This window comes from Pedobacter sp. SL55, from assembly GCF_026625705.1.
In the GTDB taxonomy this organism is placed as follows: domain Bacteria; phylum Bacteroidota; class Bacteroidia; order Sphingobacteriales; family Sphingobacteriaceae; genus Pedobacter.
This window is the reverse complement of sequence record NZ_CP113059.1, coordinates 4,280,643-4,293,877: the sequence shown is the minus strand read 5'-3', so window position 1 is coordinate 4,293,877 and position 13,235 is coordinate 4,280,643. Positions and strand designations below refer to the sequence as shown.

Here is a 13,235-nt window from a genome sequence, read left to right as displayed (position 1 = left end):
GTTTTATTCTAAAGATCTCTTATTGTAAATTAAATACCCAATGTGCAAAAGTGCCCCATGTTTTCTCTTTGCCTCATCGTATAAATTGTAACTCAAACTAATTGGCCCCAAAGGCGATTGATAAACTAAACCAGCTGTGCCAGCGTAGCGCCAAGTGCTTAAAGTTTTTTCAAAGCCTACACCTTGTAAACCAATTTTTTTAAATTCTTGATAAGGTAAAAATACATAACCTTCTACACGAAAATCAAGTTTTCTTTGAATATTGAAGATATTTTTTATTCCGCCGGCAGCATAGTTATAAGCCCTAAAGTTTTCTAAGAAATTAGAGCGGCTATCTTGCAACGGATAAAATGCAGGAGCGGCTATCAGTGTTGAATAATAATTACTGTAGAGCGGTTGGTTAGAAGCCACTACTTCTGCCAAGTAACCTAGCGTATATTTTTTAGCTTTTAAGAAATAGTTCTCGTAACTAAATTTGGCTTGCACCCATTGCCTCAAATTTTTACTATACGCTGGTGCCATTTGCGGACCTAAGCTGTTAACCTGTATGTTGCCTGGCGAGTAATTTTCACTTCCAGTAGTATAGTTTATGCTTAATAAAATATTTTGCCCAGCAGTGGCATACTGTTTTCGGTTAAGCGAGTTTTTTTCGAAGCTTAAATTTGCTCTAAAGCCATTAAACACAGTACGATCTAACAAATCGCCAACTACAAAGGTTTGCGTTGGACTGTAATTATCACTATTATTGATGAATGCGGTATTTAAAATAATTCTAGCGTTTCTATTCAATGGCATGCCAAATTTAATATCTATTTTACGGTCAGCCTGGTCTATATAAGTGAGCGATGGGTTTTCTACAAAAATTTTACTGGTATTGTAATAATTCCAATGATTATAAGTGATTTCTGCACCTAAAAATAGCGGTGTTTTGCTGGGGAAATCAATCCTGCCGCTTAGCTGCGCCGACTCGTAAAAACGACCGGAGTAAAAATTAGCAGCAAAGGTATAAGCCCTACGGTTAAGGTAATTGTACTGTACACCTAAAAAAACATTACTAATGGGGCGTGTAGAAATATTACCTCCAAAATCTATTTTTACAGCTTTTTTAGGCTGCGCAACAATCTGGAAGTTGTAGCTATCGGTAGCGGCATCGTAAGAGATTTTAGGATAAATTGCTTCAAAAACTTCATCGGCTACCAGCTTGTAATATCCCCTTTTAATGTCGCTTAAATCAAAAGTTTCGGCATCGCTTTTAAAAAGACGTTCTATATACTTACGCTGTTGCGAGTTAACGCCCGTTACCGAAATGGCATTGAAAATAAGCTCTGCTTTCTTACTGTTAAATTCATTTCGTTTTCTTTCCAGTTCGCTTGTTGCAACTCTTCTATTAATCTTGCTTTTAATGTGATCAATTTCAGCTATGGTGGCATCATAACCCTTTTTAATGAGTTCTTCTACGGGTAAAAAATTGGTAGAACTAAAATCAGCTAAATTTGGTGCGATGTAAATGCCATTTTCGCCTACTAAAGTAGAATCTGATTTAGCAAGAAACATATAAACCAAAAACCTATTTAACAACCTGTCGTCATCTTTAGGATACTCATTAAAGGTTTTAGACGAAACATTAGCACCAATAATGAGATCTGGTTTAAACTCTTTTTGCATCACATCGGCAGGGAAGTTGTTATAAATTCCGCCATCAAAAACAAATTTATCGTCTAGCTTTATAGGTCTGTAAATAAGTGGAACGGTCATACTGGCTCTAACAGCTTCGGTTAAACTGCCTTTGCTTACCATAATGCTTTTTTGCGATAAAATATCTGATGCCATACACCGAAAAGGAATCAATAGGTTATCAAAATTATCTTTGGCAGCAGCCGATGCTTGCGAAAAAAGCTCGAGCAGGGCGAAGTTTAAGGGGATATCGTTAACCAAATTTGGCCTAAAACTAAGTCTCAAGCTAGTGTCTATAGCCATTTTAGCGGTTACAATAGATGGGTTTGGTGCCGATTTTTGGAAATAAAAGCTGTAATCACTCTGGTAGCGGCCACTTACCCAATTTTGAAAATCGCTACTTAGCGCAATTTTTTCAATTTGTTGGGGTGTATAACCTGCAGCATACATGGCGCCAACAATAGCGCCCATAGAGGTGCCAGTAATGTAATCTATTGGGATGTTGTTTTCTTCTAGTGCTTTTAACGTGCCAATATGTGCCAAGCCCTTTGCCCCGCCACCACTAAAAACTAACCCAACTTTTTGCGCACTAAGTTGCAGTGTAAATACTAGTAATGATGTGATAAATAGACTTTTAAGGAGCATGTTGCTTAAAAGTACCTATTTTTTTCTGTTTTTAATAGCTAATTATAGCTTAATTAAGTACAAATATGGAGTAAGTAAGGTATGTGGCAAAGCTTACCCAAAGAAAATAAGGTAAAAATAACCAACCTGCCAATTTATCAAAGCGATAAAATATAAAAGCATTAACGATGATCAGTAAGAGTAGTAGCAAAATCTCTATAACTGCAAATCCAACTTGGTGTAAGCCAAAAAAAATGTACGACCACATTAAATTGAACAACAGTTGTACGATATAAATAATCACAGCCCAATGAAACCATTCGGTTGTTTTACGTTTTTTCCATACCCTAAACGAGGCGATACCCATTAATAAATAAAGCGTTGTCCAAACAGGAGCAAATATCCAATTAGGTGGATTAAACGAAGGTTTATTAATGGTAGTGTACCATGTTTTTACCGAATCCATAGTAAACATACTGCCAAAAAAACCAATAGCTAATGGTATGGCAATGCAAATTAAAAATGCAAGTGCGTTAGAAACAGGACTTTTATTTGTCATGATTGATGATTATGCTAAGATAAACAAGAATTTAACTGAAGTGTTTATTTGTAAAGTAAAAATTACCTGTGCAATTATGCTTTTTTATATTTTTGCTCTCGGTTTTTTCCAAAATTCCATGGGCAGTGCTTGCATTTATTTTTACAGCAATGGCCACGTTTTAAGTGGTAAGCTTTAGTAAATACCATTAAACCTTCTTCATTGAAATAGAAATCTTCGCCTTCTTTCATGCGGCTTAAATATTAAATGATAAAATGAGTAATTAATTTAATATTTTAACTGTAAGTTGATCTTTAAAATGTGCTTTTAGCTGTTTTCCATCGCCATGTAAAGTCCAAACTTCTTTAGGTTTTACTTCATTTATGGTTTCAATAATGCCTTGCCAGTCTACATGATCAGAAATATATAAATGTATGCCGTTGCCTTGTTGCAGGTATTTCCAGCCTGTGGCAAAAACCCTTACTACATTGATAGCTCTAATGTAGCTGTTAAAAACCATTGGTGGTACCAGGTAGATATTACCTTCTAACTGCTGCTTCATCATCTTTCTATCGTAAACCTGATAATTACCTAAAGCGATGCCCTGTTGCTCATAAATATTAACGAAGGGCATAATGTTGTGATGCACCAAAATCTTTTTGTTTGGGCAATGCTTGTTAATTAACGAAATTAACCTCTGACTTTTTCCTAAGGCGTAAGCACCCAACATGATATTGCTACTTACGGAGTTTAGTTTTTTGATTTCTTCTTCGGCATTGGGGTGTGTTACTTCTGGGTCTGCAAAAGTGGTTTCGGTAATGAGCACATCTGCCTGTACAAATTCAATAGGTTCGCAGGTAACATCTGGCTCTACTTTATAATCGCCAGTGTATAAATAGCGCACATTTTGATATTCCATTAACACCATTGCCGAGCCTAAAATATGCCCCGCAGGGTAGAAACTAATTTTTACGCCATTAATCTCAAATTTTTCATGATACGCCTTAACTTCGAAATTAGCAGCTGCAAACTTTTTATAACGGTGCTGCATAAAAAGCTGTGTAGCTTTAGTACAATACACATTCTCGTTTCCACTTACGGCGTGGTCGCCATGGGCATGAGAAATTACGGCTTCTAAAACAGGCTCTTGGGGGTCTAAATAGAAGTTGCCGTAAGAGCAATATAATCCAGTTTTAGTAAGTGTAATAAAATCTTGAAGTATAGGGTTGTTCATTTCTTGTGATGGAAGAGGGTTGATAGCTGATTATTGCTATTAAAGCTGAAGTTGTTTATAAGAATATGATTTACTCAGTCATTCAAAATTTGATCATTTAGTCATTTCTATAAACTGTTGGTGCAAATCTAAAACTTGCAGTATAATCGAATTGTTTTCGTTGTTCTCTATCATGTAATCAGCAAGTTTCAATTTTTGCTTGTCGGTAAATTGCTTGCTCATTCTTGCCAATACCTGCTCTTCGCTTACCTTATCCCTTTGGGTAACCCTAGCAATTTTTAAAGCATGGGGCGAAGTAACCAAAATATTCTTGTCGCACATTTCGTAAGAGCCGCTTTCGAACAAGAGGGCTGCTTCTTTTAACGAGTAGGGCAGGTGCTTTGGCAGTTTTGCATCCCATTCGTCAAAAGCTCTAAACACGGCTGGGTGTACTAAGGCATTGAGTTTGTTTAACGCTGATTGGTCGTTAAATACAATATTGGCGATATGCTTATTGTTTAAAGCGCCATCTTCAAAATAGCTTGGTTTGCCAAATGTATCTTTAATGCCTTGTATCAATATGCTATCGGTAGTCATGATTTGCTTAGCCACCGTATCTGCATAAAAAACAGGTACGCCTAAGGTTTCGAAAACCTTGCAAATTGTAGTTTTTCCACTACCAATGCCACCAGTGATACCAATTTTCAACATTATTTTTCGATGATAAAATCTACACTGCTAGGCGTAATGCTTACCAGTTTAGAAAATTCGGGAAGTTTAGTGATTTTAACAGAAAGTTTGTTGTGTTTTAGCATTTTCCATTCGTTTAAGTCTATGGCGGCTTTTAACTGGTCTTCATCCGCTTTTGCGTAATTAGAAAGTGCAACTAAGATCACTACACTAACCTTTTTGGGATATAATTTTACATCGTAATATTCTTTATTGTTAAGGATACTAAGAGGTACTTCGATGGTTTTTTCGGTAAACTCATCTACTGGGATATTTACACCTATGTTAGCTGGGTAAATGCTCACATTGCTAATGGGGTTTTTAAGGATGTTTACCCTAACATCTACATTTTTATTAATATCGTTAAGTTTCAGGCTGTCGGTGTGCCAAACATGTATTTTCTCCAATTCTTCGTGTGGGCCAGAAATATTTACATAGGAAGGCGTAAGCGTAACTTCTTTAGAAATACCAAATTGTGGCGCAAAGGTAAGTTTAGAAATCAATTTTAACGGCACACGTTTATTTGTTCGTCTAGAAAAATCGAAATAAAGCGTATCTGGTTTGATAGAAATTACTTTTTGCGATGTTTCTAGCTGCTGGTTAACTTGGTCTAGCTGTTCTGAGAAAACCACATAACTTCTGCTGTTTAATTTTTGTAAGCTTACAGTAATAGAAGGAGGTTTAATGCGTAAACGAGCAAATAGCAGTTGCCATCCTGTACCTTCTACCTTTAAGTCTACCGTGTCGGGCTGTAATGCCTTAAATGCTTTTCCCTGTGGTTCGTCTTTATATAACAGTTCGGTTTGTACCGTGTAAGGGTATTTTTTGTTGAGGGCCAAAAATAACCAGGCACCTACAGCGCAGAATATGCACAGCAGTACTGCTCCGAAACGTTTTTGTTCTAACCTGGTTAGTTTAATAAAAGGCATGAGGTAAAATTACAATAAAAAAGCCACTCCGAATATATCGAAATGGCTCTATTTTGTTGATAGCCAAAGATGCGCAGATATCTTATGGTAAATTATTTAATTTATAGAATTGAAGTATATCTAAATCTGTGTATCTGTGGCTTATTTTTTAAGCTTTTGGCGCAGTAGCTTTTGTAGCGTCTAAAGAAATTGCAGATTTGTCGAAACGGATTTTGCCACCGCCTTCTGTTTCAATTAAGAACGTAGTTTCTGCAGTACCTACAATTTTACCGTGTATACCTGCGGTAGTTACTACTTTATCGCCCACTTTAAGCTCTTCCACTAATTTTTTATGGTCTTTAGCTTTTTTCATTTGTGGTCTAATCATAAAGAAATACATTACCACAGCCATTAAACCAAACATAATTAACGTTTGTGTTCCTGAGCCTCCTGCTTGTAAAATTACTGTTGATATCATTTTTGAATTGTGTTATTGTTATATTTATTGTTGAAATATTCATTAGTCATTAGTTCATTCGGAATTGACTGTGTTTCCTCTTACCGATCCCTAACACCTAGTTCCTGATCCCTAATTACTATTTCTCCTTAACGTCGCCCACCAAATGCAATTGCTCAAAAGCAGGGTTGGCATTAGAAGTAACCGTTACTACTTTATCTTGCAGGCCCATTTTACCGGCACTATCAAATATTACTTTAATTACGCCTTCTTCTCCTGGTTTAACCGGTGCCGAAGGGTATTCTGGTACGGTACAACCACAAGTAGCTGTAGCGTTAGTGATAATTAAAGGAGTTTTACCTACATTTTTGAATTTGAATTCGTAGCTTACTTTTTCGCCTTGCTTAATTTCTCCAAATTCGTAAATCGCTTTTTCTACCTGTACTTTTGGTGCGTCAGCTTCTGCAATTACAGGTGTTTCGCTAGCAATACTATCTGTCGTTGTGGTTTTGCCTTCGCTAGTTTTGTTTTGGCAAGCACTAAAGGCAACCGCACAAAGTGCTACTAAAAAAAGTTTCTTCATTTTATTATTGTTGAAAATTTGTAACGTCGAAAGTTGAAATGTTGTAAACTGAAAACTTGTAAATCATTTATTTACTCATTCAATCATTTAGTCATTCAACATTTCTTTATTCCTCTATCAATCCTCTACCTAATTTTTTAATACTGTTATTTTTCTTCAGATCGTTTAAAATCTTGTCTAAGATACCGTTTATAAAAGTATTACTTTTCGGCGTACTGTAATCTTTTGATAATTCCAGGTATTCGTTAATCGTAACTTTTACTGGAATAGAAGGGAAGTTCATCAGTTCGCAGATGGCCATTTTCATTAAAATGGTATCCATCAGTGCAATACGTTCCGATTCCCAGTTTTTAGTTCTTTCGGCAATCAGTGCTTGATATTTATCGTCGTTTTTAAGCGTATAAACAAAAAGATCTTGCACAAAAGTGCTGTCTTCTTTCCAGTCGGCACTAATTGGAGTTAGTTTATTTTCTAGCGGATTTTCCGATTCGAAGTTTTTCAACGTTTTGGCAATCATACCTTGCATAACTTCGCGGTCTACCGGCCAATTGATAAATTTATCTTCGAAAGCCTGTACCACGTTCACGTTTTTGAGTAACATTTTGCGGAAAATAAATTTAATGATCTCTTTTGAGCTTTCTAAAGTTTCCTCAAAATCTTCGTTTAAATAAGCTTCGTATTCTTTGGTTTCTTTTAATTTGTTGAAAATTGCTTTAACCAGTTCTGGATCGGCAAACCAATTGATTTGATATTTGTTAACCGAGGCAACATACTCTGGGTTGTGCTTAAGTACGCTAACAAATTTATTGTTCAGTAATTTCTGATTTGGATTTAGATCTTCGGCGCTGGGCAAATGCTTATTTGCTCTTTCTATGGCGTCGTTAGCGGTATACTCTGTAACATCTACAATAAGTGCCAACATTGAAACGTACATCTGGTATACTTCATCAATGCTTTTCATCAAAATTTTCTGACTACTTACGGTGTCTTTTTTTTCTGTGGTGTGCCAAGCAAATATATTTTGCATGGCTTTAATTCTTAAGTGCCTTCTGTTTAACATGAATGTAAGAACGATTCCGGTTTAATACCGTGTTGTTGTGTGTATAAATTAATTAATATGACGATTTTATTTTCTTAATATCTTCGATACGCTTTTCGGCGATACGCGATGCGGCTAAATTAGTTGGTATATTTTCTGATTTCGATAATTTGATGACTTCTCGGGTAGCTTCATAAATGTTTTCGGTAAGTTGGATGGTGCGTTTTTTGCCAAATCCGGTTAGTTCCGAGTAACAGCTGATAATGCCTCCAGCGTTAATTAAATAATCTGGCGCATATAAAATGCCTTTGTCTTGCAACATTTGTCCGTGAATTTTCTCATCTGCCAATTGGTTGTTTGCCGAACCAGCAATAATGGCAAACTTCATGGTTTTTAACGTTTTATCGTTAATGGTTGCACCCAGTGCGCAAGGGGCATAAATGTCGGCACCCATATTAAAGATTTTGTCAGCATCAATTGCTTTCGCTTTATATTTGCGGGCAATCATTCGCATGCTGTCTTCGTTAATATCGGTTACGTACACTTCTACATTGTCGGTTCTTAGCAACTCTACCAAATGTTCGCCAACGTTACCTGTACCTTGTACAACCACAGAACGGCCAGCCAATTCATCAGTGCCAAAAACTTCTTTAACACACGCTTTAATACCTAAATAAACTCCTTTTGCTGTGTACGGAGCTGGGTTTCCGGCGCCACCTAACGACTCAGGTACGCCTGTAACATGTTGGGTTTCCATACGGATGTATTCCATGTCACGTACCGTAGTGCCCACATCTTCTCCTGCAATAAACTCTCCGTTTAAGTTTTTAACAAACCTGCCGAAACTGCGCATTAAAGCTTCTGTTTTTTGTCGTCTCGAATCGCCAATAATTACTGCTGCGCCACCGCCTACGTTTAAGCCAGCAATGGCTGATTTGTAAGTCAACCCTTTAGATAAACGCAAAACATCTTCTAAAGCTTCGGCTTCCGAGTTGTAATTCCACATCCTAACACCGCCTAAAGCTGGGCCTAAAGTGGTGTCGTGAATAGCAATGATGGCTTTTAATCCAGTGGCGGGATCGTTGCAAAATACCACTTTTTTGTGGCCAGATTGGCTTAATTGCTCTAAAATGGAGTGGTTAGAAGAATTGATTTCTGGCATACAAAATAACGTTGAAACGTACCCTGCAAAAGTAAGACAAAAAAACCATTAAATCTAGGCGTATTTTAAATAATTAGTGGTCAGGTATCAGTGGTCAGGTATCAGTGGTCAGGTATTAGGTATTAGGTATCAGGGGTTAGTTTGCAGTTCACAGTTTACAGTTTTCAATTCACAGTTAACCAAATCAACAGTTCACAGTTCACAGTTTTCATTTTACAGTTAACCAAATCAACACTTTGCAGTTAACCAAATCAACAAATAACCAAATCCCCGAATGAACTAATGAGCCAAAAGCGTAACTTTGTTCAGCAATGAAACACTTATTCTTCCTCAATAAATATTTTATAAAGTACAAATGGCGAGTTATACCAGGTGTTTTGTTTGTGGTAATCTCTAATATTTTCGGCGTGGTGCCTGCTCAGGTAATTGGCCATGCCTTTAATTTAATTACAGAAAATATCGCTATTTACAGATTATTTAATGGTTTTGATAGACAAGCAATTGTTTACGATATTTTTGGATACAGTTTATTGTTTTTTGGGGCGCTCATTTTGTTTCTTTATTTATTAAGAGGCTTGTTTCTGTTTTTTATGCGCCAAACCATTATTCTCATGTCTAGGCATATAGAGTACGATATGAAAAACGAAATCTATGCACATTACCAGAAATTGAGCTTAGGTTTTTATCGTAGAAATAACACCGGGGATTTGATGAATAGGGCAACTGAGGATGTGAATAGAGTGCGGATGTATGTTGGCCCAGCAATTATGTATGCCATTAACACTACTGTACTTTTCTGTCTGGTTATCTATTTTATGTTCTCTGTTAATAGTACCTTAGCCATTTATGCTTTGTTGCCATTGCCAGTTTTAGTTGTTGCTATTTACTATGTTAACACCATTATCAATCAAAAAAGCGAAAAAATACAAGAGCAATTGTCTAGGTTATCTTCTTTTGTGCAAGAACGTTTTTCGGGTGTTCGGGTAATGAAATCTTACGTAAGAGAAGCTCAAGCTCAAGAGGTTTTTGCAGAAGAAAGCAATGCCTACAAAACAAACTCGATGGGTTTGGTAAAAGTGCAAGCATTTTTTTATCCAACTATGTTATTGTTGGTAGGGATTAGCACCATTTTAACCATTTATATTGGTGGAAAGCAAGTAATTAATGGGGCCATTACGCCAGGTAATATTGCAGAGTTTATTGTTTATGTTAACCAACTTACTTTTCCGGTAACCATGTTGGGGTGGGTCACTACCTTAATTCAGCGTGCAGCAGCTTCGCAAAAGCGGATCAACGAATTTTTACAGTTACAGCCAGACATCAATTCTGGCAAAGAAGAGATTACTTTAGATGGAAATATAACATTCAAAAATGTAAGTTTTACTTATGCTGATACCGGCATACAAGCAATAAAGGATATTAGTTTTGAAGTTAAGAAAGGACAGTTTTTAGCCATTATTGGTAAAACTGGTTCAGGAAAATCTACCTTGGCTAATTTGATGATGAGGATGTACGATATTACCTCGGGAGAAATTTTGATAGATGGTAAGCCTATCAATAAATTAAACCTGCAAGAATATCGCTCGCAAATTGGTTTTGTGCCGCAAGAGGTGTTCTTATTTTCTGATACCATCAAGAATAACATCGCCTTTGGTTTAAATACTGTAACCGATGGGCAAGTAGAACAAGCTGCTAAAGATGCGGCGGTTTATCATAATATTGTAGGTTTCGATCAGCAATTTGAGACCATGCTTGGCGAACGTGGCATTACTTTATCGGGTGGGCAAAAACAACGGGTATCTATAGCTAGAGCTTTAATTAAAGAGCCGCAGATGTTAGTTTTTGATGATTGTCTTTCTGCTGTAGATACCAAAACAGAAGAAGAAATTCTGAGTAATTTAGGTAGGTTGATGAAAGGCAGGACGAGTGTTTTAATTGCACACCGTATTTCTACCATAAAAAATGCAGATAAAATTTTGGTTTTAGACGAGGGCAAGATCATAGAAGAAGGTACACACGAAGAGCTACTGAAGCGGGGTGCAGCCTATGCCGAGCTTTATCAAAATCAGCTTTTGGAGGAAGAAAATTTATAATATATCAAAAAAAGCTACAGTTACTGCCATTTGTGTTTTGAAATTTGATAATTATTACATTATATTTACCCCAACCAAAACCACACTACACACATAACAAAATGGGAGATTTCGATAACAAAGAGAGAGAAGAGGTTTTTTCGAAAAAAGTAAGAGCAGGTAAACGTACTTATTTTTTTGATGTAAAAGCAACGCGTTCAGGTGATTATTACCTTACGTTAACCGAGAGCAAGAAAAGATTAGAAGATGGCGTTTTTGTAAAACATAAAATTTTCTTGTACAAAGAAGATTTTGAGAAATTTACTGAAGGCTTAACCGAAACTGTTGAGTATATCAAATCTCGTCAAGATGTGGTAGAAAAACGTTACGAATATTCTGAAAACACAGAATATGCAGCAAAAACTGATGATGACTTTACTTTTTAGTAAATAAAAAATAACCATATAATCCTTCCCAGTTTGGGAGGGATTTTTTGTTTAATTTAAAACCGAACTTAGCCACAGATGCACAGATAATATTTGATGAGAAAAATATGATCTGTGCATCTGTGGCAAAACAAAAACTATGACGAAGTTCTCCGCATTTTTTATCGCTTGTCTTTTATCACTAACTGCCTTTGCTCAAACCGAAAGAGTAGACTCAAAACTCAATAAAATGATTAACGGGTTGGCAAAAGATTTTAATGGTGATGTAGGTATTTACGTAAAATCTTTAAAAACGGGTAAAATAGCTGCTTTTAATGCGGACACCATTTTCCCGACGGCGAGTATGGTTAAAGTGCCCATTACCTGTGGCATTTTTGATAAAATAGAAAAGGGAGAATTGGATTATAAAGCGCAGTTAACTTACAAAGATAGTTTGCTTTATGCCGGCGAAGATATTTTGGGTTCTTTTAAAAATGGCGAGAAAATTTGGTTAACAAAAGTATTAATGCTAATGATTACCACTAGCGATAATACCGCAAGTTTGTGGTGCCAAAGTTTAGCTGGAACTGGAGTGGCAATTAACAACTTAATGGCTCAATATGGTTTGCAGTATACTCGTGTAAATTCGAGAACACCAGATAGGCAAGCTAACCAACGTAAATATGGCTGGGGGCAAACCACGCCTAGAGAAATGGCAACCTTGCTAACGCTGATAAGAGATGGTAAAATGATTAGTCCGGCTGCTTCTGAGCGCATTTACCGCAATTTGATACGTATTTACTATGATAAGGAAGCATTGTCAGAAATTCCTCCATATGTGCAGGTGGCTTCTAAATCTGGTGCTGTTAACGCTTCTCGCTCTGAAGTGGTTTTGGTAAATGCGCCACACGGCGACTATGTTTTTTGTATCACTACAAAAAATCAAAAAGATACCAGATGGGTGTACGATAACGAAGGAGAAGTTTTAGTTCGTAAACTAAGTAAAATGCTGTGGAATTATTTCGAGCCTAAAAGCAAATGGGAGCCTGCAAAAGGAATGGATAAATATCACTAGCTATTTAATTCCACCTAAAACCGCCGAAAATAAAGTCATTAAATAAAGCACAATAAATACAATGGTTAGTACGCCAAAGTATTTAAATATTGATTTTAATCTGTTTACCGCTTCGTTTAAATTTTCTTGTTCGCCATACAATACGCCTTGTTTTGCTTTTGCTGCATAGCGAAACATTAGCAGGCTAGGATAGAAGATGAGTGCTCCATAAATAATAAATACAATAGAAATTGTGGTGCCATCCATAGCGCCTAGTTGCCCCAGCATTTTACCCATTTCTGGATTAGCATTAATTGTGGGGCCAACGGTTAACGCTGCTAAAAACAAAAATGCAGAAATTACAAAGCCCACAATTCCCAGGAAATTTGCCCATTTAGCCATATCGTAGATGTAGCTGCGCATATCTTCCGTTACTATTAACTGCGGATATTTTTGTTCTTCTAAATTTTCAAATTGCTTTTGGTCTTCCATGTTTCGATAATGTGAATGCTAAGCTAGGGATTTTTTTATAAAGTTGGGAAGTCCGAAGTCCGAAGTCCGAAGTCCGAAGTCCGAAGTCCGAAGTCCGAAGTCCGAAGTCCGAAGTCCGAAGTCCGAAGTCCTTAAAAATTGGGCATACAAGGTAGCTATAACTTTGCAACATTATAAAATTTCAACAATATAAAACAATTAAGCCATAAGACAATTTCCCCTAACCCCTAACCCCTAACCCCTAACCCCTAACCCCTAACCCCTA

The 13,235-nt window shown here is 36.7% G+C and carries 14 protein-coding genes; 3 read left to right on the top strand and 11 right to left on the bottom strand.

The window, feature by feature from the left end:
- Nucleotides 1-3 precede the first annotated feature (3 nt).
- The 10 genes from OVA16_RS19310 to OVA16_RS19265 form a co-directional block, all read right to left on the bottom strand.
- A complete protein-coding gene (locus OVA16_RS19310; RefSeq protein WP_267762626.1) occupies nt 4-2,319 on the bottom strand; it encodes a patatin-like phospholipase family protein in 2,316 nt (771 codons plus the stop codon).
- Nucleotides 2,320-2,368: 49 nt separating this feature from the next.
- Nucleotides 2,369-2,857, bottom strand: coding sequence for a TspO/MBR family protein (locus OVA16_RS19305; protein ID WP_267762624.1), 489 nt, complete (start codon nt 2,855-2,857; stop codon nt 2,369-2,371).
- 74 nt (nt 2,858-2,931) lie between these two features.
- Complete coding sequence (locus tag OVA16_RS19300) at nt 2,932-3,087, bottom strand: DUF5522 domain-containing protein (RefSeq protein WP_267762623.1); 156 nt, start codon at nt 3,085-3,087, stop codon at nt 2,932-2,934.
- Between the two features lie 32 nt (nt 3,088-3,119).
- Nucleotides 3,120-4,070, bottom strand: coding sequence for an exonuclease (locus tag OVA16_RS19295; RefSeq protein ID WP_267762621.1), 951 nt, complete (start codon nt 4,068-4,070; stop codon nt 3,120-3,122).
- A gap of 93 nt (nt 4,071-4,163) precedes the next feature.
- Nucleotides 4,164-4,760 carry a dephospho-CoA kinase gene (gene coaE / locus OVA16_RS19290; protein ID WP_267762620.1) on the bottom strand — a complete coding sequence of 199 codons (597 nt, stop codon included), beginning with the start codon at nt 4,758-4,760 and terminating at the stop codon, nt 4,164-4,166.
- Entirely contained in the window at nt 4,760-5,707 is a 948-nt protein-coding gene (locus OVA16_RS19285; RefSeq protein WP_267762619.1) for a YbbR-like domain-containing protein, read from the bottom strand. The genes coaE and OVA16_RS19285 overlap by 1 nt, the downstream gene beginning before the upstream one ends.
- Nucleotides 5,708-5,855: 148 nt before the next feature.
- Entirely contained in the window at nt 5,856-6,164 is a 309-nt protein-coding gene (gene yajC, locus OVA16_RS19280) for a preprotein translocase subunit YajC (protein ID WP_267762617.1), read from the bottom strand.
- A 118-nt stretch (nt 6,165-6,282) separates the two neighbouring features.
- The gene (locus OVA16_RS19275; RefSeq protein ID WP_267762616.1) at nt 6,283-6,726 is read right to left on the bottom strand and encodes a DUF1573 domain-containing protein; all 444 of its coding nucleotides are present in this window, start codon (nt 6,724-6,726) and stop codon (nt 6,283-6,285) included.
- A gap of 106 nt (nt 6,727-6,832) precedes the next feature.
- Complete coding sequence (nusB, locus tag OVA16_RS19270) at nt 6,833-7,753, bottom strand: transcription antitermination factor NusB (RefSeq protein ID WP_267762615.1); 921 nt, start codon at nt 7,751-7,753, stop codon at nt 6,833-6,835.
- 85 nt (nt 7,754-7,838) lie between these two features.
- Complete coding sequence (locus tag OVA16_RS19265) at nt 7,839-8,927, bottom strand: Glu/Leu/Phe/Val family dehydrogenase (RefSeq protein ID WP_267762614.1); 1,089 nt, start codon at nt 8,925-8,927, stop codon at nt 7,839-7,841.
- A gap of 311 nt (nt 8,928-9,238) precedes the next feature.
- Here OVA16_RS19265 and OVA16_RS19260 point away from each other — a divergent pair, with 311 nt between their 5' ends.
- From OVA16_RS19260 to OVA16_RS19250, 3 genes are all read left to right on the top strand, one after another.
- Nucleotides 9,239-11,020, top strand: a complete 1,782-nt coding sequence (locus OVA16_RS19260; protein ID WP_267762613.1) for an ABC transporter ATP-binding protein — start codon at nt 9,239-9,241, stop codon at nt 11,018-11,020.
- A gap of 101 nt (nt 11,021-11,121) precedes the next feature.
- On the top strand, nt 11,122-11,445 hold the full coding sequence (locus OVA16_RS19255; protein WP_267762611.1) for a DUF3276 family protein: 324 nt from the start codon (nt 11,122-11,124) through the stop codon (nt 11,443-11,445).
- Nucleotides 11,446-11,584: 139 nt separating this feature from the next.
- Complete coding sequence (locus tag OVA16_RS19250; protein WP_267762610.1) at nt 11,585-12,499, top strand: serine hydrolase; 915 nt, start codon at nt 11,585-11,587, stop codon at nt 12,497-12,499.
- Here the strand turns inward: OVA16_RS19250 and OVA16_RS19245 are convergent, their stop codons facing one another.
- A complete protein-coding gene (locus tag OVA16_RS19245) occupies nt 12,500-12,970 on the bottom strand; it encodes a DUF5362 family protein (RefSeq protein ID WP_267762609.1) in 471 nt (156 codons plus the stop codon).
- Nucleotides 12,971-13,235: the final 265 nt, after the last annotated feature.

What these genes read in the sequence shown, in the direction of transcription:
- OVA16_RS19310 (WP_267762626.1), bottom strand. Translation starts at nt 2,319, where the DNA reads ATGCTCCTTAAAAGTCTATTTATCACATCATTACTAGTATTTACACTG.
- OVA16_RS19305 (WP_267762624.1), bottom strand. Translation starts at nt 2,857, where the DNA reads ATGACAAATAAAAGTCCTGTTTCTAACGCACTTGCATTTTTAATTTGC.
- OVA16_RS19300 (WP_267762623.1), bottom strand. Translation starts at nt 3,087, where the DNA reads ATGAAAGAAGGCGAAGATTTCTATTTCAATGAAGAAGGTTTAATGGTA.
- OVA16_RS19295 (WP_267762621.1), bottom strand. Translation starts at nt 4,070, where the DNA reads ATGAACAACCCTATACTTCAAGATTTTATTACACTTACTAAAACTGGA.
- coaE (WP_267762620.1), bottom strand. Translation starts at nt 4,760, where the DNA reads ATGTTGAAAATTGGTATCACTGGTGGCATTGGTAGTGGAAAAACTACA.
- OVA16_RS19285 (WP_267762619.1), bottom strand. Translation starts at nt 5,707, where the DNA reads ATGCCTTTTATTAAACTAACCAGGTTAGAACAAAAACGTTTCGGAGCA.
- yajC (WP_267762617.1), bottom strand. Translation starts at nt 6,164, where the DNA reads ATGATATCAACAGTAATTTTACAAGCAGGAGGCTCAGGAACACAAACG.
- OVA16_RS19275 (WP_267762616.1), bottom strand. Translation starts at nt 6,726, where the DNA reads ATGAAGAAACTTTTTTTAGTAGCACTTTGTGCGGTTGCCTTTAGTGCT.
- nusB (WP_267762615.1), bottom strand. Translation starts at nt 7,753, where the DNA reads ATGCAAAATATATTTGCTTGGCACACCACAGAAAAAAAAGACACCGTA.
- OVA16_RS19265 (WP_267762614.1), bottom strand. Translation starts at nt 8,927, where the DNA reads ATGCCAGAAATCAATTCTTCTAACCACTCCATTTTAGAGCAATTAAGC.
- OVA16_RS19260 (WP_267762613.1), top strand. Translation starts at nt 9,239, where the DNA reads ATGAAACACTTATTCTTCCTCAATAAATATTTTATAAAGTACAAATGG.
- OVA16_RS19255 (WP_267762611.1), top strand. Translation starts at nt 11,122, where the DNA reads ATGGGAGATTTCGATAACAAAGAGAGAGAAGAGGTTTTTTCGAAAAAA.
- OVA16_RS19250 (WP_267762610.1), top strand. Translation starts at nt 11,585, where the DNA reads ATGACGAAGTTCTCCGCATTTTTTATCGCTTGTCTTTTATCACTAACT.
- OVA16_RS19245 (WP_267762609.1), bottom strand. Translation starts at nt 12,970, where the DNA reads ATGGAAGACCAAAAGCAATTTGAAAATTTAGAAGAACAAAAATATCCG.